Raw genomic sequence first — 25,867 nt, forward strand, 5'->3', positions numbered from 1 at the left:
ATTATGCTGCAGATTCTTCTTTCTGGTCGCGTAATGCAGCCAGAGTACGTACAAGTTTGCCAGCTGCAGCTTCTTTCATAGTAGCCATCAGTTTCGCAATTGCTTCGTCGTATGTTGGTAATGTCGCTAGACGGTCGATTTGAGCGGCTTCAATGAATTCACCCTCAAATGCTAATCCTTTAACTTCAAACTTTTCGTTTGCTTTAGCGAAGTCTTTTAAAAGACGTGCTGCTGCACCCGGATGTTCGTTTGAAAATGCAAGGATAGTAGGACCGGTAAACGTTTCTGCCAGACATGCAAAGTCAGTACCTTCAACTGCACGACGTGCTAGTGTGTTACGAATAACTCGTAAAAATACACCGTTTGCACGTGCTGCTGCACGAAGTTCAGTCATTGCACCTACTGTTACACCGCGTGAATCGGCAGTTACAGCAGACAGAGCGCCTTTAGCAGCTTCGTTGACTTCAGCAACAATAGCTTGTTTGTCTTCGAGTCTTAATGCCATTTGGTTTTACTCCTGGATTCCACTAGGTTTTACCCTAGATAAACACCCCCACCTGATGGTGAGGCACTATTTTGGTTTCGGATCCAGTAGAATAATCTTTCTGGGGTCCGGTACCATCTACGCAGGAAATTAAGTGGACTCTAAGAATTCACACCTGCGGTCTAAGAAGGGACCTAAGGCCCTCCAAAGTAAGGTCGCATATTATACAAGCAATACGCGTCCTTGTATAGTCACTAAATGATTAATCACTCAGTGACTATAAAAAAATTACGCTACTACAGTTACTAGAGTTGCTTGGTCAACTTTAACGCCAGCACCCATAGTTGTAGATAGAGAAACTTTCTTGATGAATTGACCTTTAGCGCCTGATGGTTTTGCTTTTTTAAGCGCAACGATTAGAGCTTCTAGGTTTTCTTTGATCTGTTCAGCAGAGAATGTCGCTTTACCGATTGTAGAATGGATAATACCATTCTTGTCGTTACGGTAACGAACCTGACCAGCTTTAGCATTTTTAACTGCTTCTGCAACGTTAGGTGTAACTGTACCAACTTTCGGGTTAGGCATTAGGCCACGTGGACCTAAGATTTGACCTAATTGACCAACAACACGCATAGCGTCTGGTGATGCAATTACTACGTCAAAATCCATTTCGCCAGCTTTAACTTGAGCAGCAAGATCGTCCATACCAACGATATCCGCACCAGCAGCTTTAGCAGCTTCTGCGTTAGCGCCTTGTGTGAATACAGCAACACGAACTTCACGTCCAGTACCGTGTGGTAATACAGTTGCGCCACGTACGTTTTGATCACTACGACGAGGATCAACACCTAGGTTAACTGCAACATCAATGCTTTCGCTGAATTTAGCTGTAGCGAACTTTTGTAAAAGTGCTACTGCTTCATTGATTTCGTATTCTTTAGTTCCGTCAACTTCTGCACGGATAGCTGTCATGCGTTTAGATAATTTAGCCATTGTATTAACCCTCTACTTCCAGACCCATAGAACGAGCAGAACCCGCAATACAACGTACCATCGCTTCAAGATCGGCACCCGTTAAATCAACTTCTTTCGCTTTAGCGATTTCTTCAAGTTGAGCAACTGTTACTTTACCTACTTTATCTTTGTTAGGTACAGCAGAACCAGATTTGATGCCAGCAGCTTTCTTAAGTAAGTAAGATGCAGGTGGAGTCTTAGTTTCGAATGTAAAAGAACGGTCAGCATATACTGTAATTACTACAGGAACTGGAGCGCCTTTTTCTTGAGCTTCTGTTTTTGCATTGAATGCTTTACAGAATTCCATGATGTTAACACCGTGTTGACCTAGAGCTGGACCAACTGGTGGTGACGGGTTTGCCATACCAGCTGAAACTTGCAGCTTGATATATGCGGTTACTTTCTTAGCCATGATATATTACCTTTATTTGGGTATAACGCTGAAATAATCAGCTTCCCGTAAAAACGTAAGTGACTGCCTTATTGCAGCCAACTCGAACCCTAACCTGTTTACTATTTTAAAATGCATTAAAAACAGCAAATAAATTGGGCGGCGAATTATAACGTCATCAACACCTTTTCCACAAGATCTTTTGGCGTTTTTTTGAGCGTTTTATTTAATTAAACTTCAGAAAACAAAAAAGCCAATAAGAATGACCTTATTGGCTTTTCAAAATCGCATTTTAAAATGCTTAATTAGTTCTTTTCAACCTGAGAAAATTCAAGTTCAACTGGCGTTGCACGACCAAAAATAGAAACCGATACTTTTAAACGGCTCTTATCGTAATCAACTTCTTCAACTGTACCAGAGAAGTCAGCAAATGGGCCGTCAGTAACACGAACCACTTCACCTGCTTCAAACAAGGTACGTGGACGTGGTGCGTCATGAGACTCTTGTAAACGATTCAAGATGTTATCTACTTCTTTCTTAGAGATAGGTGCAGGACGTTCTGCAGTACCACCAATAAAGCCCATAACACGGTCGATGCTTTTCACTAAGTGCCAGCTATCGTCGTTCATTGCCATTTCTACTAAAACGTAACCAGGGAAGAACTTACGCTCACTCTTACGTTTTTGACCAGCACGCATTTCAACAACTTCTTCAGTAGGGACTAAAATTTGTCCGAAGTGCTCTTCCATCTCATTTAGACGGATATGCTCTAATAATGTTTTTTGTACACGGCCTTCGTAACCAGAAAAGGCTTGTACGACATACCATCTCTTTTTTTGAACTTCTTCAGTCATAATAAACCCTTAAATTGAGGTAGTGATAAACGATACGACACGAACAAAAATGCCATCAAGACCCCATAGCACTAAACCAACAATAGTTGATACTGCTAAGATGATTAATGTAGTTTGTACGGTTTCTTGACGCGTAGGCCAAACAACTTTACGTACTTCAAGGCGTGCATCCTTAGCAAAGCCAATGAAGGTTTTGCCTTTTTCAGTAAATGCAGCAGAAAGAACCGCTAAAGCAGCTAGTACTAGCAGTACAGCTACACGTAATACAACATGTGTTTCTTCACCGTATAAATAATTACCAACGATCACTGCCGCTAATAATAAAACGGTAATAGTCCATTTCAACCCATCAAGTGAGCTTTTGCTGTTTTCAGAATTTACTGTACTCATAACGCTTTGTATCCACTGTTAAAATTAATAATACCAATCTCAGCGCAATTGCTAAGAGGTAAAACAACAACTTTTTATTTAGCCATTGTTTAATAGATGAAAGACCGCTTTTTATATTAAGCTAAGTCGCCACCTAAAAATAAAGCACGTAAGTATAAGGATTTTTCTCTCTTTTGTAACCAGAAAAGATACAAAAAGTTCAATTCTTATTGATTAAATTCAAAACAAGTATGATAAACCCTACCCATCAGGCTCAAAAGATACCTAATAACCTTTGTTGATAAATACTCATGGGTAAGAATAACACTCAGCTAGGGTTCATATTGCTACTCTCAGTACGAATAGATACTTAATGTATCACACTCACCCTCAAAACAAGTAAGCTGCAAGAGAAACGTAGGGCGCTTCTGCTCATTGCCTGTCGCCTAATTCGCACAGCGCCTTAAAAAATGTGTTGTAATTTTAGTGGGTGTTAGGTAAACAATAAACCTCTAAACATACTTCGTAATATCCGTAGATAAACGCAAAAAAGCAGCGACAGCGATTAGACGAAGTCTAATATAAGGGGCGCTGGCTTTAGCCTGCAGATCTTTTTTGTGTTGTGATTTAAAGTTTCCTAAATCACTTTTACGAAGCAGTAAGCCCAAAGTCAACACATAAAACAAAACACTGCAGGCTAAAAAAAGGAATCGCAGAGCTCATACGCTCATTGCCCTAGGCTACCGGCTAATTGGCACAGCGCCTTAAAAGATGTTTTGTAATTTTAGTGGGTGTTAGGTAAACAATAAACCTCTAAACATACTTCGTAATATCCGTAGATAAACGCAAAAAAGCAGCGACAGCGATTAAACGAAGTCTAATATAAGGGGCGTAGGCTTTAGCCTGCAGATCTTTTTGTGTTGTGATTTAAATTTTCCTAAATCACTTTTACAAAGCAGTAAGCCCAAAGTCAACACATAAAACAAAACACTGCAGGCTAAAAAAAGGAATCGCAGAGCTCATACGCTCATTGCCCTAGGCTACCGGCTAATTGGCACAGCGCCTTAAAAGATGTTTTGTAATTTTAGTGGGTGTTAGGTAAACAATAAACCTCTAAACATACTTCGTAATATCCGTAGATAAACGCAAAAAAGCAGCGACAGCGATTAAACGAAGTCTAATATAAGGGGCGTAGGCTTTAGCCTGCAGATCTTTTTGTGTTGTGATTTAAATTTTCCTAAATCACTTTTACAAAGCAGTAAGCCCAAAGTCAACACATAAAACAAAACACTGCAGGCTAAAAAAAGGAATCGCAGAGCTCATCCGCTCATTGCACTAGGCTATCGCCTAATTCGCCAAGCGCCCCTTAAAAGACGTGTTGTAGTGTTCATTAATAGTTTTTTCCACCAATAAAAAAGCCGTTGTTTATTCAACAACGGCTTTTAAAATAGTTACTTGTATTCTAATTAAGCTTAATCACTACCAAACAAATCACGAGTATATACTTTATCAGAGACGTCTTTGATCTCGTCTACCATACGGTTAGATACGATTACATCTGACATTGCTTTAAACTCTTCCAAGGATTTGACCACTTTTGAGTTAAAGAAGTCATCGCCTTCAAATACAGGTTCATATATAACGACTTCAATGCCTTTGGCTTTGATACGCTTCATGATGCCTTGAATACTTGATGCTCTAAAGTTATCAGATCCCGCTTTCATAATAAGACGGTAAATCCCCACTACCTTAGGTTGTTTAGCAATAATAGAGTCTGCAACAAAGTCTTTACGTGTTGAGTTAGCATCAACAATTGCACCAATAATGTTATTAGGTACATCTGCGTAGTTAGCACGTAACTGTTTAGTATCTTTAGGTAAACAATAACCGCCGTAACCAAAAGATGGATTATTGTAATGACTGCCTATACGCGGGTCTAAACTAACACCTTCAATAATTTGACGGCTATTTAAACCATGCGCTTCTGCATAGCTATCTAACTCATTGAAGTAAGCTACACGGAGTGCTAGGTAAGTATTAGAGAATAGCTTAACAGCTTCCGCTTCCGTTGAATCAGTGAAAAGTACATCAATATCTTCTTTGATTGCACCTTCTACTAATAAACCCGCAAACGTTTCTGCTCGCTCAGATCGCTCACCGACAACAATACGTGATGGGTGCAAGTTGTCGTATAATGCTCGCCCTTCTCTTAAGAACTCAGGTGAAAAGATTAAATTCTCACAACCTAGCTCTTCTTTAATACTTTTAGTGTAGCCAACAGGCACTGTTGACTTAATGACCATGACTGCGTCTGGGTTAATCGCCATAACATCTTTAATCACAGATTCCACGGAAGACGTATTAAAATAATTCGTCTCTGGATCGTAATCTGTTGGCGTTGCAATAATAACGAACTCAGCATCTTTATAAGCCAGTTCTTTATCTAAGGTTGCAGTAAAATTAAGTGTTTTGTTTGCTAAGAAATCTTCAATTTCAACATCAACAATAGGTGATTTTTTCTCGTTTAATAACGCAACTTTTTCTGCTACAACATCTACCGCGATCACTTGGTTATGTTGAGCAAGTAAAACTGAGTTAGAAAGGCCAACGTATCCTGTCCCTGCTACCGCTATTTTTCTCATTTTATATTCTCTCTATACTCAAAATTTAACAAACATCAAATTATAATTATTATATCAATATGGACTATACCGTTACTTTTAAATAAAAGTAGACACAAATCAACAAACTCCGCGATTTTATAGCTAAAGCCACCTCATAAGGAGTAGCCAAGGTCCGATATTGCTGTATCCACGACATATTTAACGGTAATAATCTTCGACTGTATTAATGAATACAGATAGCGACTCAAGTGGTAAATGGTTTATACCGGCAGCGGCAGCACGCCCACCACCCGTTTCAAATTGACTACAGATATCACCAGCACCTTGTTTATTCTCTAAAGGTGCGCGTAATGAAACTAAATATCCGCCCTGCGCATTCTTAGTTAATACTGCAAATGCACTACTAGGGCCTTTATTAGCTAACAAGTTGCCATATACACCGCTGATTCGGCGAGACCATTTTTGGTCTGGTAACTCAAACACGCTTAATGTATCACTACTATGCATAGCAGGAATCGCTAATGCCTGTTCTAAATCATCTTGATATGCAGCTTGTAATGCGTAATAGGGTGATGTTTTATCTGCAAATACATCAAATGGGCTTTGGTATTTTAACAAGGCTTGAAAAAGCTCAGCTGGATCAAAGTGCAAATCCGTTAAATCAGCACCATAACCATTATAGTTAATTAACGTACCTAACTCTTTTAACTGTTCTGCCTGCCCTTTGCTGTAACCTGCAGCGGCTGATAACTGATCCGCCTTTGCAATTAAGTTATCGCCATAAGCCGCACAAATAGCCCAGTCGTGAAATTGGCCATTTAAGTGCTGATCAATAATCAATGCGGTACACATATTGGCATCAAGATCGATTAAAGCTGTTAGGTTACTATGTTCAGGAATATCACCAGCACGGTGATGATCGGCATAAAATACTTCAGCTCCTTTATCTAGAACGTCCAGTAAAGGCTGAGTATTTTTTTCCATTGAAATATCTAAAACAGTAAAACTATCTTGCGCTTCAGCTGAAACGGTTTTTAATAATTGAATATTACGTTTTACGCCAGTAACAAGCTGGGAATTTAATGGAGTGGATAAACGAAGTTGAATTAACGAGATAATACCGTCGGCATCACCGTTAAAAATATCATAATGCATAACAAAACCTTTCTTATGAAGTGGGTAACCTAAGCCGATAACATGTGTGAACCGAATTTAGTTGACGCTATTTGCCTTATTACCAAATAAACCATGAATTATGCGGCTCACTTTATGACTATGAGAATAGAAATGAAAGTATGTCGCAAATAAAATAATTAAAGATACCGACATAACCACTTCTGGGGCATTGGTGACTTCACCAATAACACCAATGCTAGCGGTCAGCAGCGCTAATAAAGAAATAAATATCAGTACTTGAGTGTCCGATAAACCTATATCTTGCAATTTATGGTGTAGGTGACCTCGGTCGGCTTGAAATGGAGACTGGCCATTCTTGAGTCGTCTAATAATATTAGCAATCATATCCATCACTGGAACAGCCATTAACCATAATGCAATAACTGGTTTAAAAGCGATAAATGCAATGGCTTTGGGGGTATTATCATCAATATGCATAGCTTCTTGACTACCAGCCACCAGCAAACAAATCATGGTAAAGCCAATAAAGAAACTACCCGAGTCGCCCATAAATACTTTGTAGCGATTACCCGGTAATAAGGATAGATTACACATTAGAAAAGGAATTAACGCGGCAATAAAACAAACACAAGTAGAAGAAAGGTGAAACTGTCCATTAACCGCAAATAGCAACGCCATCGCTGAAAAACTGATAATACTTAAGCACCCTAATAAACCGTCTACCCCATCAACCATATTAAAAGCAGTGATCACGCCAATCACCACTATGATAGTAAATAGTAATCCAAAGCTACTTAATTCAACCTCTCCTAACGCAAATAAATTACCGAGGGATAAGATTTGTAAATCTGCAAAATAGTAAAGAAAAGCAGTAATCGACATCATGGACAAGAGGCGCAATGAAACTTTCAAATTAACTTTGTCGTCAATAACCCCTAGCAGCATTAAAAAACCTGCACAACAAACAAAAGCGAGTATTTCTGGCGTGAAATTTTGATTCATGAACAAAGCAAACACTAACGCAATGTAAATCGCAGGTCCGCCAATAACCGGGATATTACCTTTATGTAATTTACGATGGTCAGCTCTATCAACAAGCCCAAATTGAATTGCTTTAGGATGGAAGAAATAAAATAGAAAGGCAGAAACAGCAAAAGACATAAGCGATGTTATTATCATTGAACTTAACATTACTGACACCTTTATTGTTTGTTCACTTATTGTTCATAATCGATGTGTATATTAAAGTTTACAAAATAATTTTATAAGTCACTATTTTTAAAATGATTTTAATATAACTAAAAGATTAACTCTTAATTTAGATTGTAATCGAATTTGACTTTTAATCAAATAATCTATGGCCAATAAAAGACCCTATCTTCTCTAGTAAGTTCATATCAAATAATAATATTTTCTTAATAAAGCGTTTAATACCGCTAATAATGAGGCTTAAATTAAGGTTCATTATAACGCATTCATATTACTCCAAAAGGAATATAAATTATTTTTTTTGATTTCTTCCAGCCTCTTTTATTCATTTTGATTACTAACGTTTGCTGGTGTGGGGTATTTTACTTCGTGTCGCTCATCTAAGCCGATACTCGTGTGCGATGACTCTCATACTGGCAGTATGCACAGAGCTTACCCACTCATGAGACTAACCTGTGCAAATTAATCGCTTTTATCAAGAATATATAACGATCTACTTCTTTTTACTTTTACGCTTTTAATCCCCCTCAAAAAAGTATTGTTGTACTTGCTGTAGTTCGGCTTCGGCTTGATATAGGTCTTGTTCGAAGAATTGCACCTTAGTGCCTGGTGTTGCCTGGCTTAATAAATTTAAATCGCGTTGGCAGATACAACCTATTTTCGGGTAGCCGCCTATGGTTTGCCTATCTCGCATTAATACTATAGGTTGCCCATTTGCGGGGATTTGAATTGCGCCAAGTGCAATACCTTCTGAAATGAAATTTTGTTGTTTAACCTCAACAGCTTTTCCCTTAAGACGATAACCCATCCTATCCATCTCAGGGGTGACGGTATATAACTCATTAAAAAGCGTTGTCCTAGCAGACTCACTAAACTCATGAAATTGGTAAGTTGGTAATACTCCCAATCTAATGACGTTATTAAAATCAGGAGTAAATTGTTTCGGTACAGTACGAGTGTAATGACGTTTTATGCTTTGATACGGAACAACATCACCATCACTCAGTTTATGGCCCTGCTGATCTAAACCACCTAGCTGATCACGCATGACACTACTCATACTTCCCAGTGTTTCGGTGATTTGAAATCCACCAGCAACCGCAAGATAACTACGTAATCCTTTACTCGGATAACTTAACTCTAAAAAATCTCCCGGGCTTGCTTGCCATGAATGCCAAGGAAAAATGACCTGTCCATTAAGCTTTGCCTCAACATCTGCACCACAAACACTGAAAGTAGTTTCTGCTTGAAAATAGGCTTGAAAAGGCCCCATGGTTATCTCTATTTGTGCATCATTGGCAGCGTTATCTAATAATTTATTTGCCCAATGAAATGCATGGCTGTCCATCGGGCCGCCTGGTGTTACACCAACATCTTGATGACCATAACGACCAAGATCCTGTAACAAGCTCAACACACCAGCCTGTTTAATATGTAATGTCATACTCTTTCCATTTTATTCACGTTACAGCTCGCCACCCATTGCGAGAAAAGTAACACGGTCAATCGCTTCAAAACGCACATGTTCGCCAACCGAGAACTGGCTTAAATTATCTTGAGAAAAGTCTAATAAGTTCACTGGAGTCCGTCCAATAACTTGCCAACCACCGGGCGATGAGCGTGGGTATACTGCGGTTTGTTGATCTGCAATAGCAACACTCCCCTTCGGTACCTTTGCTCTCGGTGTCATTTTACGAGGCATAGTCATTGATTCAGGTGTATTACCTAAATAAGCAAAACCAGGGGCAAAACCAATGGCAAATACACGATAGCATTCAGAGGTGTGTAGCTTTACCACTTCTGAAAAAGGCAAACCAACATGTTCGCTGATCTCTGCATAGTCTAGTGCGACCTCTTCCCCGTAATAAACGGGTAAGGTGATTTGCTTTGCAGCAGGAGTGTCAACGTTATGCGCCTCTATTTGTTCAAGCACTCTTTTCACTGCTAATACAAACCCCTGCAGCCCTGTTTTACGTAAATTACAACTTAATAAGATAGACGTATAGGAAGGGACAATATCCGATAACATTGTCGCAAGGCCATTTCGTAACAAGTGACAAGCGTAAGCAATACGATCAGCTGTTTCTATACTGACGGTATCTGAAAAATAAATGATCACACTGTTTTCATTGACCAAATTAATTTTCATGAAACATTCTCACGGCTTTCACTTGTAGTTTTAAGTTGTTGATATAACGCTTTCGCTACATCAACAGCGAGTGCTCCATCGCCATGTATGCATAATGTATCAGCTTTAATAGGCACTTCGACATTATCAATACTCAACACACTTTGTTGTTCGACCAAACGTATCGCCTGTTTACAGATAGACTGTAAATCACGATGGCAAGCACCTGGCTGACTTCTTGGTGTCAAACGACCATCCTGCTGATAAGTACGGTCAACAAAGGCTTCAAATAAAAGAGTCACTTTATGCTGCCTAGCCATCTCTTGATAACGTTGATAATCAGGGACCGCCATGACCATAAAAGGTAAAGTCGCATCGTATTTAGCTAACGCTTCAATTAATGCCTTAAAGATAGCATCGGATTTCATCATCGCATTATATAAAGCGCCATGCGCTTTCACATAACTAAGCTGTACACCTTCACTTTGGCAAATGCCCTGTAATGCACCAAGCTGGTAAATAAATAAAGCTTGTAATTCATCCAATGGCATTTCAATAAAGCGACGGCCAAAACCTTGTAAATCGTTATACCCAGGGTGAGCACCAATTTGCACATTTTGTGCTTTAGCATTGCGAACTGTCTGCAACATAACACTGGGATCAGAAGCATGCATTCCACAAGCAATATTCGCCATATCGATAAAAGGCATAATCACTTGATCTTGACCTAACTCCCATATACCAAAGCTTTCACCCATATCACAATTTATAAGCATCACTGACTCCTTATCTAGCCTTAAAGAGAACTAGCCGATCTTGAGGCTTGTGCATAGACACCAGACAAGGTTCTCATTAGTTTTGCCACTTCACCTAACGAGTCATCAATAGAAAGATGCTCTAATGCTTGAATAAGACACTTCTCTCTCACTGCTGCATATTCTAAGCAATACTTTTTACCTGCCTCTGTCACACTGTAGAAGGTTTCTTTACCACACTTTTTATGAGTCAACATGCCACTTTTTACCAACTTTCTCACAGAATAAGAGACGTTATGTGTGTCATCTATATTTAAAGTAAATGCAACATCGGTAATACGCTTTGCTCTCTCTCTATGAAATATATTATGGATAACTAAATTATCTAACGGGCTTAAGTTATGTTGCTCACAAGCATTACTACATGACTGCATCCAACGTTGGAAAGCATTGTTGACCATGGTTAAACCATATTCAAACTCACTGAGGGCTTGTCCATTTTTACCCACTAAGTGAGCGGATGATAAAATAGGGACATATTCTGGTTTTTGATTCATTTTTTATCCTCTCGACATTGAGTTTGGTAACCAAGTAACAATCTCAGGAAAAACAGTGACTATAAACACTGCGGCAACTAATAATAGGAAGAAAGGTAATGCCGCTTTAGCAACAAAGAAAATATTTCGTCCGGTTAAACTTTGAATAACAAATAGGTTAAAACCAACTGGCGGGGTAATTTGAGACATTTCCACCACTAATACGATATAAATACCAAACCATAAAGGGTCAATACCTGCTTCAATCACCATAGGGAGCACCACTGACGTAGTTAATACCACTACAGATATACCATCTAGGAAACATCCAAGAATGACGAACATAATAGTCATTAAAAATAACAGCATATAAGGTGAGAGATCTAATAATGCAATATTCTCGGCTAGCATTCTAGGCAAACCAATAAAGCCCATTGCCATGGTTAAGAAAGCGGCTCCAGCAAGAATAAAGATGATCATACAAGAGGTTTTAACTGCTCCCATTAAACTATCAATAAAACTGTTTAAGCTTAATGATCGACTACTAAGCGCTAGGACTAGGGAGCCAAGTACACCAAAAGCAGCAGCTTCTGTTGGTGTGGTTAAGCCTCCATAAATAGAGCCAATAATGAAAATAACTAATGCGCTAACGGGAATTAAACGCGCTAATGAACGCAGCTTTTGTGCCCATGAGTAGTGTATTGTTTGCTGAACTTTATGACTTTTTTGGCGCATAGCCCAAAACGCGGTATAACCCATAAACATAATAACCAGCATAATGCCGGGTAACGCACCGGCCATAAATAAACGACCAATAGACACTTCAGCAGCGACACCATAAACAATTAAAATAATTGAAGGTGGAATTAACAAGCCTAAGGTACCAGATCCGGCTAATGTCGCGATTGCCATTTTATCATCATAACCTTGACGTTTTAATTCAGGTAAGGTCATTTTCCCGATAGTAGCCGCTGTTGCAGCTGATGAACCAGATACCGCAGCAAAAATGCCACAACTTAAAATATTAACATGTAGTAATCGGCCCGGTACTCGGCTTAACCAAGGAGTTAATCCTTCAAATAAATCTTTTGATAAGCGTGTTCTAAATAGGATTTCTCCCATCCAAATAAACAAGGGTAATGCAGCCAATGACCAATCAGAGACAGCCCCCCAGGTTGAAGTGCTATATAACAAACCAAAATTGTCATTACCCAGTAACATTAATCCTGCAAATGAAACGGCAATTAAAGTAAAGGCAATCCAAAAGCCACTCGCCAGCAACGCAAATAAAACACCTAATAATATGAATCCAATAGTTATCTCGTTCATGACTTACTCTCCGCGACTGATGATTCATTAAGGTCGATAGGCGCACTTTCACTGAGCGCTTCTTCTTCAGACTTTGGAAGAGGCTGATCAAACAACAGATGACAAATAGTTTGGTCAATAATAGCAATACTAAAAAGAACCATTCCTACAGCTAATGGTAATTGTACTAACCAGAGTGGCACAGCAATATAGCCAGAAGAAAGCTCATCGAAGATATATGATTCATATACTAAGTAGATCAGTTGCCAGCATAAATACAAAATTAATCCGCAGCCTAAGCTTAAAATGACCCTTTCAATAAGTTTATTAACTACTGCAGGCAAGCGAGAAGTAAAAAGGCTTACGCGGATATGTCCACCTTCACGAAAGGTGTAAGCTAACCCTAAAAAAGTGGCTGCCGCTAATAAAAATCCAGCAAAATCATCGCTAGAAGGAGCTTCAATACCAAGCCAACGACCTATAACGCGGGCCAAAATAATACAACAGATGGCAATAATACATATACCTGATAATGCACCGGCACAGAGATAAAGTTTATCTAAAAAGGAACGCATAGCGCTAACTCCTATGATCTTAATAATACAGCTAGGGTTAGATTCGCTAATCCCTAGCTAAGAAGATAACTGGATAGTTATCATCATAAAAGTGACTTCTTAGTGGTACTCACTTAATAGTGCTTTACCTTCATCTCCAGCTTCTTCAGCCCACTCTTTGGCCATATCATCACCAATTGCTTTTAGTGATTCCATTAGTTCAGGTGTTGGCTCAACTACCTTCATTCCTTTAGCTGCTAGCTCTTGGGTTTTGCTAGTCGTTTCATTAATAGCCATCTCCCAACCACGTTGCTCAGCAGTTGCCGCCGCAGTTAATAATGCTTGTTGGAAAGATTTGTCTAAACGTTTAAATGCACGTTTATTAACAATCACCATATTTTTAGGGATCCACGCCTGCACGTCCGTGTAGTTATTAACATAATCCCAAGATTGGCTGCTCACGCCCGTTGTTGGTGAAGTGATCATCATATCAATAATGCCTGTCGAGAAAGCTTGTGGAATTTCAACAGTTTGTACAGTCGTTGGCGAAGCATTTAATAAAATAGCTAAACGCGATAATGTAGAACTATAAGCACGTAGTTTCGCACCTTTAAAATCGTCGATGTTATTGATCGGCTCTTTACTATATAAGCCTTGTGGAGGCCAAGGTACTGAATACAAAAGCATCATCCCTTTTTTATCTAATTTAGCTTGTAGCGCTGATTTAGAAACTTCATATAGCTTTTTAGCTTGTGTAAAGTTTGTGGCTAAAAATGGTAGGTTGTCCAATTTATAAATAGGGTCTTCATTACCTAATATACCGATAAATACTTCGCCAATCGGTACTTGCTGTGTACGTACAGCTCTTGCTATCTCTTTATGTTTAATTAAAGAAGCACCAGCATGTACGATAATTTCGAACTCACCATCTGTTGCGGCTTTTACCTCTTCAGCAAATTGGCGGATATTTTGTGTGTGATGTGTTGCATCAACATAAGGAGTTGCCATATCCCAACGTGTTGCTGCGTTTACTGTTGCAGAAGTACATACCGCCAACGTTAATGCGGCCACTTTAATAAATTGCTTCATAGATCATCCTTATCCTTTATTAACTTACAAAATTAATGTAAATACATATTACGTGTAAATTACATTCAATATATCCTATGATTCGTAAAATGCATGGTTCGTACCATTTTCAACAATTGATACTTGACCTTGACTTTCTCCTTCAACCAAAAAACATAAACTATTGTTTATAAATAATTAAATTTACTTTTTAATTTTTCTTGATCGTTTTTTTAAAAAAATAAATATTAAATTAATGGTTCCCTCCGCGACTTAAAAACAAACCAAAATAGTGCATAAAGTCCCAAATTAGTGCAGCCAATAAGTTTCTTTGATCAATGATTTTCTTTAAATAACAAGTTTGTGACCACTCAAGCATCTATTTATCGTGATCAAAAAAAGATCTATGACAAATAATAATATTGGCTCAGTATATGCAGAATACAATTTGCATTCACTTTACGTTTAAAATGAATTCAAATTAAAACCTAATTCAAACTTGAACTTTGAATACCGACAAATACTTTATATTAGGGACAATATTATGATCGACTTCTGGCCATTGATAGGCATTGCTATTATTACAATAGGCTTTGCTTTTAGGCTTAATACTTTATTGGTGATTTTAGTGGCGGGCGTGGTGACAGGCTTAGTTGCTCATTTAGACCTTATCGAGATTCTATCTATATTAGGCGCATCATTTACTAAGAATAGATACATGTCATTATTTATACTTATTTTACCTATGATTGGTTTATTAGAGCATTACGGCTTAAAAGAGCGAGCTGAAGCACTGATCTCTTCCATGAAAAACTCATCTGTCAGTAAAGTCACATTGAGTTACCTGTTACTACGTAAATTCACTAATGCTATTGGATTAAGTTTAGGTGGGCACCCAACTATGGTTCGTCCATTAATCGCACCGATGGCGGAGGCTGCAGCTGTAACAGATGCTCCAGACTTACCTGTTAAAGATCGCTTACGCGTTAGGGCATTTAGTGCAATGAGTGAAAACTTTGCTAATTTCTTTAGCCAATTATTGTTTATTGGTAGTGGCGGTTTATTACTTATTAAAGGTGTATTAAATGACAGCGGTTATGCAATGGAATTAGATGATATGTATTACTGGGCCCTGCCTACCACCTTTGCCTCCATATTTATCTTCTTTATATTTGCTAAGTTGCAGCAAGGTCAAATCGAGAATACCCGTACAACAGTGGAGAAAGAGCAATGTTAGAATATGTATATCAAGCAACAGGCTTACTCTTAATTGCCTTTTCACTACAAACCTTCGTTGATACCAGTAACAGTAAACGTATAGGTACTGGATTATTTTGGTTAATTTACGGCTTATCCTTTATTTTAGGTACTATTTTGCCTGATTGGTTTATCGGTTTAATGGTATTGGCTTTAACGCTTATTGCAGCAGGCGGATTTATGGGAATTGGGCACTATCGCCACTCTGATCCTGCATTTCGAAAATCCAGCGCAGATAAATTAAAAAATAAAATGTTCATTCCTGCGTTAATCGTGCCTATTGGTACGATCATGTGGTCTAAATTGACCGGAACCAGTGCTTTAATTGGTTTAGGGATCAGCGCCTTACTTGCATTGATAGTTGCATTAATGATCACTAAAGGCAAAGCACAACAAAGTGTACATGAAGGTCGCCGTCTTATTGATGCAATTGGCTGGGCAGCTATTTTATCGCAATTTTTAGCCGCATTAGGCTATTTATTTGGTGAGGCAGGTGTTGGTAATACTGTGTCACAAATAGTGAAAGAGATTGTGCCTGACAGTAACTTATTCGCTTATGTACTTTGTTATACCTTCGGTATGGCTCTCTTCACTATCATTATGGGTAATGCATTTGCAGCTTTTGCGGTGATTACTACTGGTGTTGCGGTCCCATTATTAATGATTGAACAATCTGGCGACCCAATCATCATTGGTGTCATTGGTATGCTATCTGGTTACTGCGGTACATTAATGACGCCTATGGCGGCTAACTTTAATATTGTCCCTGCTGCATTATTAGAATTAAAAAACAAAAACCAAGTGATCTATATGCAGTTTTTCCCTGCACTATTAATGCTTGCCATTAATACCCTCCTTATCTACTTTTTAGCATTCTAAGGTTAATTATGAAAACCATACTTATTACAGGATTTGAACCTTTTGGTGGAGATAAAATCAATCCAGCATTGGAAGCCATTACACGATTGGAAAACACACCGATTGAAGGGGCAAAGATTATTACCTGTTCAGTGCCAGTTGTTCATCAAAAATCCATTGATACTGTGATTGCAGCCATTGAACAACATAAACCAGACTTTGTAATGACTGTAGGTCAAGCAGGCGGTCGCGCTGCAATTACTCCCGAACGTATCGCGATTAATCTTGATGATTATCGAATTCCAGATAATGAAGGTAATCAAGTGACCGATCAACCGGTAGTGATAGATGGACCGGCGGCGTACTTTTCAACTTTGCCGATTAAAGCAATGACAAAAGCAATCCAAGATAAAGGTATTCCCGCACAGGTCTCAAGCACTGCAGGTACTTATGTATGTAACCATCTTTTTTATGGTGTGCAACATTATCTACGCAACTCTAATATTGGCCATGGTTTTGTGCATATCCCTCTCATGTCTGAGCAAGCAATTGACGGATCTAAACCAACTTTATCTTTAGACTTGATTGTTGAAGGCTTAGCAGCGGCAGCACAGGCTATTGTAAAAAATAAGCAAGATATTGATTTTGAAAGTGGCAGTATTTGTTAGATAATGATTAATAGTCCATGATCAAGACATAAAAAAGCGATCTAATAAGATCGCTTTACTAGTTTCTTTATTCGGTTAGTGTTTTAGCTTTTGCTGTTATCTACTAATGTGAAATTCATTTCACATACATCACCAAACTTCACCGTAGACGTTGCGCCCACTAATGCTTCGTGTACACCAGTAATTGCACCAGTACTACAGATTGAACCAGCAGGAAGTGTAATTCCACGCTCAGCACAACAGTCAATCATAAAGGCTAATGCAGCCATTGGACCATTTAAAATGCCATCGGTCGGCGCTGTATTAATTAACTCACCATTGATGCTAGTGCTTGTTTCCATAGTAGTAATAGCATTCTCCCAGTTTTCGATCTCAGTACCCACGATCACACCATATTGGTTACCGATATCTGAAATAATAGCCGTTGGACCATAGCTATTTAAATCAATCACAGGGCTGCTTGCCATTTCGATACCGGCATAAACTGCTTTCACTAAATGAGTAACACCATCAGCAGTATTGATACTACCAGGTTTGATCTCTTGGTTTATTTCTACCACTAACTCAGGTTCAATGGCAATAAACCCACCAGCAAAGACAGGTAAGTCAAACGCTTCACCCGTCGCTTGTTTTTCAGTTAATTCAATATGTACTTCTTTAAAAACAGGGCCCAATACACGTACATCACCTAATGTATCGCGTAAATCAGGGGGAATCATGCCTACTTTCCAGCCAACAATTTCTTGATCTAAAGCTTCAATAGAGGCGTCTTGTACTTGGTAAGCTTCTTTTAGCGTACTTGGAATTGGTCCAGGAAAACCGTCTACAATACGAATCTCTTTACGTGCACTTGATAGTGCTTGAGCTAGTTCACTAATTTGTTCACTCGTTAATGCTGTAGTTGACATAAAATACTCTCACAATGGTTTGATAAATTTATGGGTTATTAGCGACAAGTGGGTTAATACTTGTGCGATTAAATTCAGTATAAACGTCCTATAAGTTCAAACAAAGTGATTATTTTGTATTACTTAATGATTTTGACTAAGATCTATTATTCAATTACTTACTCAAAAAATATTGTAAATTTCAGATTATTTAACATAGAGAATCACCAATTATCTTCGCTTTCTATTTAACCTCCCCCTTGCTTATAGCAGTATCCTTGAGGAATTTTAAATTTTGTTATGTTATAACAAGATAACTGTTATATTGTAACAAAGTGATATTTGACTATCTTCAAAACAAACGAGAAAAATATGATCAATATAAATAACTTACGCTTTGCTTGGCAAAAAGAGCCGATTATTAGTATCGATGCACTTAGCATTGAACAAGGACAACACCTTTTTATTGAAGGTCCTAGTGGCAGCGGTAAAAGTACATTATTAAATTTACTCGGTGGTGTTATCACTCCTCAAAGTGGCGATGTTGAAATACTTGGACAATCATTAAACCAGATGTCTTCAAGTCAAAAAGATAGTTTTAGAGCAAATCATATTGGATTTATATTTCAGCAATTTAATCTTATCCCTTACTTAAGTGTCTTAGAAAATATTACCTTACCTTGCACCTTCTCTCCAGACCGTAAACAAAAAGCATTAAGTCATAGCGGTAGTTTACAAAAAGAAGCAATACGTTTGCTGTCTGCACTAGGGATTAATGATACAAAACTAATACAACGCAGCGTGAATGAGTTAAGTGTAGGGCAACAGCAACGTGTAGCTGCAGCAAGAGCAATGCTAGGTAGCCCTGATATTATTATTGCTGATGAACCAACTTCTGCGCTTGATAATGACCACCGCCAAGCATTCATTAAAATATTATTTGAAGAATGTGAAAAAGAAAACATCACGTTAATTTTTGTTAGCCACGATGCCACATTAAAACACCATTTTTCTCATCATATTAATCTTCAAGAGCTCAATCAGGTTAGCAATAAGGAGGCTTTGTAATGGCTATTTTATCATTAGCTTTTAAAAGTTTACTTAACCGTAAACTGACTTTTTTCATTACTCTCTTTTCAATTGCGATCAGTGTTACCTTGTTATTAGGCGTACAAACGTTAAAGACAGAAACTAATAGCAGTTTTATGAAAAGTATCTCAGGCACTGATTTAATCATCGGTTCTAGAGGTGCATCCTCTCAATTATTATTAAGCTCTGTGTTTCATATCGGTAATACCCCTAATACAATTAAATACAGTACTTACAAAAAGATCAGTCAATCACCAGCCGTTGAGTGGGCTGTACCAATTTCGATGGGAGATTCTCACAAAGGTTATACAGTGATGGCCACTGATTTAACTTTTTATGACTACTTTAGCTTTGCCAATAAACAACATTTAAGTGTAGAGCGAGGGGCAATTGATGATGATATGTTTGCTGTTGTTATTGGCTCTGAAGTTGCTAAAAAACTAAATTACAAGATTGGGGATCAAGTTATCGTGACACATGGTGGCGGTGAAATAGAAGGTCATCATCATGACAATATTCCCTTTTATATTAGTGCCATCCTTGCGCCTTCTTTTACTGCAATTGACCAAACTTTAATTATTTCATTAGAAGCAATGGAAGCGATGCACACGGATAATCACGGTCACTTTGGCGCTCTACCAGGTGAACAGATTCTACCAAGTGATAACCATCAAGACCATGACGCACATGATCAGCATGACGAAATAGCTCATGAGGAACATGCCGGCCATGATACACACCAACATCATGACGAAGTAGCTCATGAGGAACATGCCGACCACGACGCACACCAACATCATAACGAAGTAGCTCATGAGGAACATGCCGACCATGACGCACACCAAGATCATGACGAAGTAGCTCATGAGAAACATGCCGACCACGACGCACACCAACATCATGACGAAGTAGCTCATGAGGAACATGCCGGCCATGATACACACGAGCATCATGACGAAATAGCTCATGAGGAACATGCCGGCCATGATACACATGAGCATCATGACGAAATAGCTCATGAGGAACATGCCGACCACGATGCACACCAACATCATGACGAAGTAGCTCATGAGGAACATGCCGAGCACAGTCATCAAGATACACAAGACCAACGTATTGCACGTTTATTAAAAATAAAACCAGAAAAGATTAATGCTATTTTTATTGGCTTAACTTCACCCCAAGCTATTTTAGGTATGCAAAGTTACGTCAATAACTACCAAGCAGAACCATTATCTGCGATTATTCCAGCTGTCGCGCTACAAGAACTATGGCAATTCTTTAGTCTTGCTGAAGTGGCATTGAATATAGTCACAGCTTTTGTTGTCCTAGTTGGACTACTAGGTATGCTGAGTATTATCTTAATGAGTCTAAATGGGCGCCGAAGAGAAATGGCAATATTACGCTCTGTAGGTGCAAGGCCTAGCCACATCTTTGGTTTAATTATTGGAGAAGCTGGCTTTGTTTGTTTTGCTGGTATTTTACTAGGTGTTGCATTACTGTATCTACTGCTGTTTACGCTACAGGCCCCCTTAGCAAGCTATTACGGGTTCTATTTAGAGATCAATATGCTAACGTCGAACGATTTGTTTATTTTAGCCATCATTCAATTAAGTGCATTGATTATCGCATTTATTCCGGGATGGTTGATTTATAAATATTCATTGTCAGATGGGATGAGTATTAAATTTTAGGAAATTATGAAGAAACTATTATTAATCACCTTATTGCTGAGCTTGACCTCAATGGTTCAAGCTCAGCCAATGAAAATTGGTTGGCAGGATTTAGAAGGCAAAGTTGAACCTTATCAAGACCCTTTTGCAGAGCTAACCGATGATCAGTTATATAATTTATCCGTGTATGGACGTATTTCAGAAATGCAGCGTCTCTACCCAGATTACGAATTAACTGAGGCGATGTTACAAGAAGCAGAAAATGCCAAGGCGCAATTAATAGCCGAGAATGTCGATATTGATTATATGTTTGAACAACGCGAAATCATTATAAAAAAACGCGAGAAGGCAGCATTAATCACCAATGATCTATTAGCAGATAGAGAAATTGAAATGGCCGGTTATATGCTAGCGCTTGAGTTTGATGAAGGGACAGTTTCTGAGTTTTTATTGGTACCGACGATTGGTGCCTGCTCGCACAAACCGGTACCGCCAGCAAACCAATTAATATTTGTCAAAGCCAAAACCCCCGTTGCGGCAGGCTCGCCTTACATGCCAATCAAAATAACAGGCACTTTACGAATTACACCAGAGGTGAAAGATCTATACCTTGTAGATGGCACAAAAAAAATCACTATGTCTTACAGTTTAGACAATGCAATTGTAGAGCCTTTTATAGCCACACATTAGATAATTTAATTAGCCCTATAGCTAGTAGCTAAATTGTTAGCTATAGGGTTAATTATTGACTTCTTTGAACCTTAAAATCTTTGCCTACATCATTTAATAAATTCACTGTTACCGTTTTCCCACCCCAACCATGTAGGTTACATTTTGCCCGTACCATTACTTTATGCACATTAGTCTTAATGTTAATTTCACACAAACTGCGTGTAAAAGGTTGCTCGTTATCATGAGGATGAGCCAGCTTTCTTTCCGCTAATACGTTACCTTCCATATCCACTACCTGCCACGCATCAGCATAATGATCCCAGCCTTGATCATTATGTTGCACCTGAGTAGTAAAACACCAACTACCTTGTTCACTTTGAAGTGCTTTAACATAAGTCACTTGGGCAAAGTCTAACGGGCTTGTGGTAACCGCCTTTCCTTGTGCCAAAGGCACTGCGATTAATAATGAGAGCACTATAACCGTATAAAATTTTTTCATTATTCTACCTACTTCACTCCATGAACAATCCTCACGGTAGCATAACATTGTGTTAATTTTATAAGCAGTAGATCTTAAGTTGAGTCAAAGACGTATCTTTAATTATTAAAACAGAGGTTAGGAGCTTGGTATCGCTATTCAACATTTTAATCAACAGCACATGAAACAGATGCCTTCACGGTATCGAGCTCGATTTATTAATAGCTTATCGGGCTTTAAAAGTGCCAACTTAATTGCTACACAAGACAATCAAGGTAACACGAACGTTGCTATCTTCAGTTCAATAGTGCATTTGGGTGCATCTCCTGCATTGGTTGGATTCATTATGCGTCCTGACACTGGTCAACGACATACCCTAGATAATATTATTGAAACTCAGACTTATACAATTAATCAAGTCTCTGAGGCTTTTTACCAACAAGCACATCAAACATCAGCACGTTACTCGATAGATGACAGTGAGTTTGATATGACAGGGCTAGAGTGCGGTTATATTGATAACGTCCCTTTTGTTAAACAAAGCAATTTAAAATATGTGGTTAAATTAAAAGAGATAATGCCTATTCCACTTAACAATACGCAAATGGTGATTGGTGAAATTACCGATGTATTATGCGAAGAAAGTGTGATTGAAAAAGATGGTTATATTGATATAGAAGCATTACAAACGGTCACTATTTCAGGGTTAGATAGTTACCACAGTAGCCAACGATTAAGCCGGTTAAGTTATGCAAAACCAGATATTCCACTCCATGAAATAGAGTCTTCAAAATGAATACACAACAACTCACTATTTTCTTTGATGGGCAATGCCCGCTATGCACCTTAGAGATGCAAAAGTTAAAGGAGCAGGACAAAGATAATCAAATCCTACTTGTAGATCTGCACCAAGAAGATTTTAAAACAATATACCCTGAGATCGACATTGACCAAGGGTTAGCTATTTTACATGGGCAATATAAAGGAAAAGTACTACTAGGTTTAGATGTCACGCACAGAGCATGGACACTAGTAGGTAAAGGCTGGTTAGTTGCCCCACTACAATGGCCAATTATTAGGCCACTTTCGCATCAAGTTTATCTGTTAGTCGCTAGATATCGTCAGCCCATTTCCAACTTTATTTACCAACGTTTTGGTATAGGTATTAAACACTGTGAACAAGGAACCTGTTATGGCAAACCCAACGACATTAATCATCGGAGCAAATAGTGAAATAGCGAAAGCATTAGCGTTGCAAACAGTACATGAAAATGACAACGCACTGATTGTTATCACTCGAGATCCTAGCTTTTATCAACAGCCTCTATTCCATAACAGTAAAGTCATCGCTTTAGTCGATTATCAAGAGCATTCTATTAATGAGGCCATTGATAACATTAAGGAAGATGCAGAAACACTGATTACCAATGTCTTTATCTGTCATGGATTATTACACAACAAACATATTACCCCTGAGAAACGCTTACAGGCATTTGATGTGGATAGTTTTACAGAGGTTATCAATGCCAATACCATCACGCCTATGTTATGGCTGAAAAACCTGGTCCCATATTTATCTGGAAAGCAAACCTGTAAAATTGTTATTTTTTCTGCAAGAGTAGCTAGTATTTCTGATAATAAAATCGGTGGATGGTATAGCTATCGCGCTTCTAAAGCTGCGACTAATATGTTGTTAAAATCAGCAGCTATTGAACTTGCTAGAACCGCTAAAAATATCAAACTTATTTCGTTTCATCCGGGTACAACTGACAGTCCTTTATCCAAACCATTTCAGAAAAATGTGCCGGCAGGTAAATTGTTTACTAGTGAATTTGTTGCATCTCAATTATTTGATATCGTAGCGAACACCCAACTAGATGGTGAAGCTAGCTTCCTAGATTGGAAAGGAGAAAGTATTCCCTGGTAAAAAATCAACAGAGTAAGGGTGATAAAAGCCCCTTACTCTTTATCAAAGCTATCTACGACGATTGCCCCCATCGATGCAGGCATACTGATAACGATAATACGTTTGATGGCAGTCCAAGGGGAATCAATGAATGGCAATTTATTGAGGCATAGCAATACGAGTGCAACTACAAACGCTGTCATTAAATAAGCGATCACAATACGAAAGACAAAAACAAAGCGTCTATGCTGAATATTGGTTTGAAAAACACTATGGTAGGTATATAGACTTAAAAATAAAATTGATAACGACAATAACATTAACAAATTACCTGTAGGTAATGTCTCGCCAAGGTGCCATGCCTCTTCTGAAAAAGAAACCGGAACTGCTAATGCAAATGCACCTACAAATATTTGCCCTGCATCTTCTACATTAAAACTGTATTTCATATAAACCTTTATTAAAAATAGTCGTTACGGAGGCTACTTAGGCACAAGGCCATAAGGAACAGAGTTAAACAGATCTGGCTGCGCACTTACAGTTGGAGCTTGATGTACGCCCCTCCAATCCAATAACATAATCGCTAACACATTACGGTGCTCTCCTTTTTTAAGATCAAACTCTCCATCTACAGAAGGCACTAAACCATGCTCTCTATCTAATGCTTTTTGGATAACACTTTGTGTTTGAAGCACCACAGGATCATCAGCTAAACCGGCGAGTAAAAAATTAATACCAACTTCTGCAATTACATCCTCTTTGGTACGCTTAATAATCATGTCGATATTGTTTCGATAATAATCATAGATCCATTGAAAGTCAGTTTCTTTAATTGGATGTTGGTAATATGCCGAAGCGGCGAAGATAATATGTGTTAAACCATACACTTTGTTAATTAACTGTTGTTCAGATAATTGCTGATCTTGATGATCTGGATAGGTTTCTCTGAATGCCTCTATAAATTCTTCAGTTACATCCTGCTCACCTAGTTGCTTTAACCAGTATACTTGATTAGCTAACTGTGCAGCCCAAGCTTTTATCATCTCTGGATTGGTCGCATAGGTAGTAAAGTTATAACGACGTATAACGTCTCTTAACTTAGCATCCTGTTGATGCTTTAAACCATATTCGTTTGCACGCGCCATAGACCCTAATAAATCAACACCAAGGTACAAATATTCAGGTATCGCTTTTGTAACCTGATAACGTAATACGCTTCGTTCACTTACATCGCTTAAGTAGTTATTAATACGCTTTGCTGAATAGTCAATTATTTGCTCAGGTGTATGCACTTCACTGCTAAAGTAATTCAAGCGACTTGCTACACGTGCCATGTCTGACCATATCGCAGCAGCATACTTGTCATTTAAGCTTTGACGGTACATTCTCAGCCCATAGTGGCCAGATTTGAAAGCAGATAAGGTATATAACTGAGATTCATAGGTATTGCGGATCAAAGCAGCATCTTGTTTAAATGCATTGCCAATAATAGTTTGGTTACTAATACTTTGAGAAACAGCATGTGTATCAGTATTTTGATTAAGAGGCTCAAAAAAAGTCATTGTAATCAATAAACATAAAACAACCACTAGACTGAGCATGAGTGATTTCATAACTATTTCCTTATCAATATAAGTACCCTTTAATACCAATACATTAATACCCTGATCATTCTATAAAGCCTAATACTATCTACTAAAAATTTAAAAATTAGCAAAATAAGCCTATGTTTAATAACGTATTAACAAAGTAATGAATAATAAGACATTGTTTAAATGCTTAAGTTGCTATTACCAAATAGACATTTTCTAATTATCTGATATCAATACTAATCAAGAAATGTTGATGCTGAAACTATCGGGCACAATTAAGAAGATGACAAGATTCAAACAATAATTCGCAGGTTTCGCTTTTTAATCTATGCAATTCAATATTGGAACGTTTATTC

Annotated in this window: 28 protein-coding genes; 9 read left to right on the plus strand and 19 right to left on the minus strand. The window is 38.3% G+C overall.

Annotated features, from left to right (window positions below):
* Position 1: 1 nt before the first annotated feature.
* The 15 genes from rplJ to AC0L3W_RS11015 all read right to left on the minus strand — a co-directional run bounded on the left by rplJ (position 2) and on the right by AC0L3W_RS11015 (position 14,452).
* Entirely contained in the window at positions 2-505 is a 504-nt protein-coding gene (rplJ, locus tag AC0L3W_RS10945; RefSeq protein WP_290040730.1) for a 50S ribosomal protein L10, read from the minus strand.
* A gap of 267 nt (positions 506-772) precedes the next feature.
* The gene (gene rplA, locus AC0L3W_RS10950; protein ID WP_290040731.1) at positions 773-1,477 is read right to left on the minus strand and encodes a 50S ribosomal protein L1; all 705 of its coding nucleotides are present in this window, start codon (positions 1,475-1,477) and stop codon (positions 773-775) included.
* Positions 1,478-1,481: 4 nt separating this feature from the next.
* A complete protein-coding gene (gene rplK, locus AC0L3W_RS10955; protein WP_113818378.1) occupies positions 1,482-1,910 on the minus strand; it encodes a 50S ribosomal protein L11 in 429 nt (142 codons plus the stop codon).
* A 284-nt stretch (positions 1,911-2,194) separates the two neighbouring features.
* A complete protein-coding gene (gene nusG, locus AC0L3W_RS10960; protein WP_290040733.1) occupies positions 2,195-2,743 on the minus strand; it encodes a transcription termination/antitermination protein NusG in 549 nt (182 codons plus the stop codon).
* Between the two features lie 9 nt (positions 2,744-2,752).
* On the minus strand, positions 2,753-3,133 hold the full coding sequence (secE, locus tag AC0L3W_RS10965) for a preprotein translocase subunit SecE (protein WP_290040735.1): 381 nt from the start codon (positions 3,131-3,133) through the stop codon (positions 2,753-2,755).
* Between the two features lie 1,451 nt (positions 3,134-4,584).
* Positions 4,585-5,754, minus strand: a complete 1,170-nt coding sequence (locus AC0L3W_RS10970) for a nucleotide sugar dehydrogenase (protein WP_409438891.1) — start codon at positions 5,752-5,754, stop codon at positions 4,585-4,587.
* A 180-nt stretch (positions 5,755-5,934) separates the two neighbouring features.
* Positions 5,935-6,891 carry a DHH family phosphoesterase gene (locus AC0L3W_RS10975; protein ID WP_409438890.1) on the minus strand — a complete coding sequence of 319 codons (957 nt, stop codon included), beginning with the start codon at positions 6,889-6,891 and terminating at the stop codon, positions 5,935-5,937.
* A 57-nt stretch (positions 6,892-6,948) separates the two neighbouring features.
* Positions 6,949-8,064, minus strand: a complete 1,116-nt coding sequence (gene wecA, locus AC0L3W_RS10980) for a UDP-N-acetylglucosamine--undecaprenyl-phosphate N-acetylglucosaminephosphotransferase (RefSeq protein ID WP_290040738.1) — start codon at positions 8,062-8,064, stop codon at positions 6,949-6,951.
* 535 nt (positions 8,065-8,599) lie between these two features.
* Positions 8,600-9,526, minus strand: coding sequence for a 5-oxoprolinase subunit C family protein (locus AC0L3W_RS10985; protein ID WP_290040739.1), 927 nt, complete (start codon positions 9,524-9,526; stop codon positions 8,600-8,602).
* A 21-nt stretch (positions 9,527-9,547) separates the two neighbouring features.
* On the minus strand, positions 9,548-10,231 hold the full coding sequence (locus AC0L3W_RS10990; protein WP_409438889.1) for a 5-oxoprolinase subunit B family protein: 684 nt from the start codon (positions 10,229-10,231) through the stop codon (positions 9,548-9,550).
* The gene (locus AC0L3W_RS10995) at positions 10,228-10,986 is read right to left on the minus strand and encodes a 5-oxoprolinase subunit PxpA (RefSeq protein ID WP_290040743.1); all 759 of its coding nucleotides are present in this window, start codon (positions 10,984-10,986) and stop codon (positions 10,228-10,230) included. Before AC0L3W_RS10995 ends, AC0L3W_RS10990 begins: the two co-directional genes overlap by 4 nt.
* Positions 10,987-11,006: 20 nt before the next feature.
* Positions 11,007-11,522 carry a winged helix DNA-binding protein gene (locus tag AC0L3W_RS11000; RefSeq protein WP_409438888.1) on the minus strand — a complete coding sequence of 172 codons (516 nt, stop codon included), beginning with the start codon at positions 11,520-11,522 and terminating at the stop codon, positions 11,007-11,009.
* Positions 11,523-11,525: 3 nt separating this feature from the next.
* A complete protein-coding gene (locus AC0L3W_RS11005; protein WP_409438887.1) occupies positions 11,526-12,830 on the minus strand; it encodes a TRAP transporter large permease in 1,305 nt (434 codons plus the stop codon).
* Positions 12,827-13,384, minus strand: a complete 558-nt coding sequence (locus tag AC0L3W_RS11010; protein ID WP_290040749.1) for a TRAP transporter small permease — start codon at positions 13,382-13,384, stop codon at positions 12,827-12,829. Before AC0L3W_RS11010 ends, AC0L3W_RS11005 begins: the two co-directional genes overlap by 4 nt.
* A gap of 99 nt (positions 13,385-13,483) precedes the next feature.
* On the minus strand, positions 13,484-14,452 hold the full coding sequence (locus AC0L3W_RS11015; protein WP_409438886.1) for a TRAP transporter substrate-binding protein: 969 nt from the start codon (positions 14,450-14,452) through the stop codon (positions 13,484-13,486).
* Positions 14,453-14,975: 523 nt separating this feature from the next.
* On the opposite strand from AC0L3W_RS11015, the gene AC0L3W_RS11020 reads away from it, so the two are divergent.
* Genes AC0L3W_RS11020 through pcp form a run of 3 tightly spaced genes read left to right on the plus strand, consistent with a single transcriptional unit; the run spans position 14,976 to position 17,214 of the window.
* Positions 14,976-15,668 (plus strand): DUF969 domain-containing protein, encoded by a 693-nt coding sequence (locus AC0L3W_RS11020; protein ID WP_409438885.1) that lies wholly within the window; start codon positions 14,976-14,978, stop codon positions 15,666-15,668.
* Positions 15,662-16,567, plus strand: a complete 906-nt coding sequence (locus tag AC0L3W_RS11025; protein ID WP_290040754.1) for a DUF979 domain-containing protein — start codon at positions 15,662-15,664, stop codon at positions 16,565-16,567. Before AC0L3W_RS11020 ends, AC0L3W_RS11025 begins: the two co-directional genes overlap by 7 nt.
* Positions 16,568-16,575: 8 nt before the next feature.
* The gene (pcp, locus tag AC0L3W_RS11030) at positions 16,576-17,214 is read left to right on the plus strand and encodes a pyroglutamyl-peptidase I (protein WP_290040755.1); all 639 of its coding nucleotides are present in this window, start codon (positions 16,576-16,578) and stop codon (positions 17,212-17,214) included.
* A gap of 83 nt (positions 17,215-17,297) precedes the next feature.
* On the opposite strand, the gene AC0L3W_RS11035 is transcribed toward pcp, so the two are convergent.
* Complete coding sequence (locus AC0L3W_RS11035; RefSeq protein ID WP_290040756.1) at positions 17,298-18,122, minus strand: 2-keto-4-pentenoate hydratase; 825 nt, start codon at positions 18,120-18,122, stop codon at positions 17,298-17,300.
* Between the two features lie 351 nt (positions 18,123-18,473).
* Here AC0L3W_RS11035 and AC0L3W_RS11040 point away from each other — a divergent pair, with 351 nt between their 5' ends.
* Genes AC0L3W_RS11040 through AC0L3W_RS11050 form a run of 3 tightly spaced genes read left to right on the plus strand, consistent with a single transcriptional unit; the run spans position 18,474 to position 21,553 of the window.
* Positions 18,474-19,169 carry an ABC transporter ATP-binding protein gene (locus AC0L3W_RS11040; RefSeq protein WP_409438884.1) on the plus strand — a complete coding sequence of 232 codons (696 nt, stop codon included), beginning with the start codon at positions 18,474-18,476 and terminating at the stop codon, positions 19,167-19,169.
* The gene (locus AC0L3W_RS11045) at positions 19,169-20,884 is read left to right on the plus strand and encodes an ABC transporter permease (RefSeq protein WP_409438883.1); all 1,716 of its coding nucleotides are present in this window, start codon (positions 19,169-19,171) and stop codon (positions 20,882-20,884) included. The genes AC0L3W_RS11040 and AC0L3W_RS11045 overlap by 1 nt, the downstream gene beginning before the upstream one ends.
* Positions 20,885-20,890: 6 nt before the next feature.
* Entirely contained in the window at positions 20,891-21,553 is a 663-nt protein-coding gene (locus tag AC0L3W_RS11050) for a DUF3299 domain-containing protein (RefSeq protein ID WP_409438882.1), read from the plus strand.
* Positions 21,554-21,605: 52 nt separating this feature from the next.
* On the opposite strand, the gene AC0L3W_RS11055 is transcribed toward AC0L3W_RS11050, so the two are convergent.
* Complete coding sequence (locus AC0L3W_RS11055; protein ID WP_409438881.1) at positions 21,606-22,034, minus strand: hypothetical protein; 429 nt, start codon at positions 22,032-22,034, stop codon at positions 21,606-21,608.
* Between the two features lie 169 nt (positions 22,035-22,203).
* Between AC0L3W_RS11055 and AC0L3W_RS11060 the strand changes: the two genes are divergently transcribed.
* The 3 genes from AC0L3W_RS11060 to AC0L3W_RS11070 are packed head-to-tail and all read left to right on the plus strand — an operon-like array spanning position 22,204 to position 23,940.
* Positions 22,204-22,809, plus strand: a complete 606-nt coding sequence (locus AC0L3W_RS11060) for a flavin reductase family protein (RefSeq protein WP_290040764.1) — start codon at positions 22,204-22,206, stop codon at positions 22,807-22,809.
* On the plus strand, positions 22,806-23,243 hold the full coding sequence (locus tag AC0L3W_RS11065; RefSeq protein WP_409438880.1) for a thiol-disulfide oxidoreductase DCC family protein: 438 nt from the start codon (positions 22,806-22,808) through the stop codon (positions 23,241-23,243). The genes AC0L3W_RS11060 and AC0L3W_RS11065 overlap by 4 nt, the downstream gene beginning before the upstream one ends.
* Positions 23,206-23,940 carry an SDR family NAD(P)-dependent oxidoreductase gene (locus AC0L3W_RS11070; protein ID WP_290040766.1) on the plus strand — a complete coding sequence of 245 codons (735 nt, stop codon included), beginning with the start codon at positions 23,206-23,208 and terminating at the stop codon, positions 23,938-23,940. Before AC0L3W_RS11065 ends, AC0L3W_RS11070 begins: the two co-directional genes overlap by 38 nt.
* A gap of 32 nt (positions 23,941-23,972) precedes the next feature.
* Here AC0L3W_RS11070 and AC0L3W_RS11075 read toward each other — a convergent pair whose 3' ends face one another.
* Both AC0L3W_RS11075 and AC0L3W_RS11080 read right to left on the minus strand, forming a co-directional pair.
* On the minus strand, positions 23,973-24,368 hold the full coding sequence (locus AC0L3W_RS11075) for a DUF2391 family protein (RefSeq protein WP_290040767.1): 396 nt from the start codon (positions 24,366-24,368) through the stop codon (positions 23,973-23,975).
* A gap of 33 nt (positions 24,369-24,401) precedes the next feature.
* Positions 24,402-25,532 (minus strand): DUF3541 domain-containing protein, encoded by a 1,131-nt coding sequence (locus tag AC0L3W_RS11080; RefSeq protein ID WP_409438879.1) that lies wholly within the window; start codon positions 25,530-25,532, stop codon positions 24,402-24,404.
* Positions 25,533-25,867 lie beyond the last annotated feature (335 nt).

This window comes from Psychromonas sp. KJ10-5 (genome assembly GCF_055808325.1).

Excerpts from the sequence above, each read along its gene's own strand:
- AC0L3W_RS11005 (WP_409438887.1), bottom strand. The coding sequence starts at position 12,830 with ATGAACGAGATAACTATTGGATTCATATTATTAGGTGTTTTATTTGCG.
- AC0L3W_RS11020 (WP_409438885.1), top strand. The coding sequence starts at position 14,976 with ATGATCGACTTCTGGCCATTGATAGGCATTGCTATTATTACAATAGGC.
- AC0L3W_RS11065 (WP_409438880.1), top strand. The coding sequence starts at position 22,806 with ATGAATACACAACAACTCACTATTTTCTTTGATGGGCAATGCCCGCTA.
- wecA (WP_290040738.1), bottom strand. The coding sequence starts at position 8,064 with ATGTTAAGTTCAATGATAATAACATCGCTTATGTCTTTTGCTGTTTCT.
- AC0L3W_RS10975 (WP_409438890.1), bottom strand. The coding sequence starts at position 6,891 with ATGCATTATGATATTTTTAACGGTGATGCCGACGGTATTATCTCGTTA.
- rplK (WP_113818378.1), bottom strand. The coding sequence starts at position 1,910 with ATGGCTAAGAAAGTAACCGCATATATCAAGCTGCAAGTTTCAGCTGGT.
- nusG (WP_290040733.1), bottom strand. The coding sequence starts at position 2,743 with ATGACTGAAGAAGTTCAAAAAAAGAGATGGTATGTCGTACAAGCCTTT.
- AC0L3W_RS11050 (WP_409438882.1), top strand. The coding sequence starts at position 20,891 with ATGAAGAAACTATTATTAATCACCTTATTGCTGAGCTTGACCTCAATG.
- secE (WP_290040735.1), bottom strand. The coding sequence starts at position 3,133 with ATGAGTACAGTAAATTCTGAAAACAGCAAAAGCTCACTTGATGGGTTG.
- AC0L3W_RS11075 (WP_290040767.1), bottom strand. The coding sequence starts at position 24,368 with ATGAAATACAGTTTTAATGTAGAAGATGCAGGGCAAATATTTGTAGGT.
- AC0L3W_RS11055 (WP_409438881.1), bottom strand. The coding sequence starts at position 22,034 with ATGAAAAAATTTTATACGGTTATAGTGCTCTCATTATTAATCGCAGTG.
- AC0L3W_RS11080 (WP_409438879.1), bottom strand. The coding sequence starts at position 25,532 with ATGAAATCACTCATGCTCAGTCTAGTGGTTGTTTTATGTTTATTGATT.
- AC0L3W_RS10970 (WP_409438891.1), bottom strand. The coding sequence starts at position 5,754 with ATGAGAAAAATAGCGGTAGCAGGGACAGGATACGTTGGCCTTTCTAAC.
- AC0L3W_RS11040 (WP_409438884.1), top strand. The coding sequence starts at position 18,474 with ATGATCAATATAAATAACTTACGCTTTGCTTGGCAAAAAGAGCCGATT.
- AC0L3W_RS11035 (WP_290040756.1), bottom strand. The coding sequence starts at position 18,122 with ATGTCAACTACAGCATTAACGAGTGAACAAATTAGTGAACTAGCTCAA.
- AC0L3W_RS11045 (WP_409438883.1), top strand. The coding sequence starts at position 19,169 with ATGGCTATTTTATCATTAGCTTTTAAAAGTTTACTTAACCGTAAACTG.
- AC0L3W_RS11070 (WP_290040766.1), top strand. The coding sequence starts at position 23,206 with ATGGCAAACCCAACGACATTAATCATCGGAGCAAATAGTGAAATAGCG.
- AC0L3W_RS11025 (WP_290040754.1), top strand. The coding sequence starts at position 15,662 with ATGTTAGAATATGTATATCAAGCAACAGGCTTACTCTTAATTGCCTTT.
- rplJ (WP_290040730.1), bottom strand. The coding sequence starts at position 505 with ATGGCATTAAGACTCGAAGACAAACAAGCTATTGTTGCTGAAGTCAAC.
- AC0L3W_RS11015 (WP_409438886.1), bottom strand. The coding sequence starts at position 14,452 with ATGAAGCAATTTATTAAAGTGGCCGCATTAACGTTGGCGGTATGTACT.
- AC0L3W_RS10995 (WP_290040743.1), bottom strand. The coding sequence starts at position 10,986 with ATGCTTATAAATTGTGATATGGGTGAAAGCTTTGGTATATGGGAGTTA.
- AC0L3W_RS10990 (WP_409438889.1), bottom strand. The coding sequence starts at position 10,231 with ATGAAAATTAATTTGGTCAATGAAAACAGTGTGATCATTTATTTTTCA.
- pcp (WP_290040755.1), top strand. The coding sequence starts at position 16,576 with ATGAAAACCATACTTATTACAGGATTTGAACCTTTTGGTGGAGATAAA.
- AC0L3W_RS11060 (WP_290040764.1), top strand. The coding sequence starts at position 22,204 with ATGCCTTCACGGTATCGAGCTCGATTTATTAATAGCTTATCGGGCTTT.
- rplA (WP_290040731.1), bottom strand. The coding sequence starts at position 1,477 with ATGGCTAAATTATCTAAACGCATGACAGCTATCCGTGCAGAAGTTGAC.
- AC0L3W_RS10985 (WP_290040739.1), bottom strand. The coding sequence starts at position 9,526 with ATGACATTACATATTAAACAGGCTGGTGTGTTGAGCTTGTTACAGGAT.
- AC0L3W_RS11000 (WP_409438888.1), bottom strand. The coding sequence starts at position 11,522 with ATGAATCAAAAACCAGAATATGTCCCTATTTTATCATCCGCTCACTTA.
- AC0L3W_RS11010 (WP_290040749.1), bottom strand. The coding sequence starts at position 13,384 with ATGCGTTCCTTTTTAGATAAACTTTATCTCTGTGCCGGTGCATTATCA.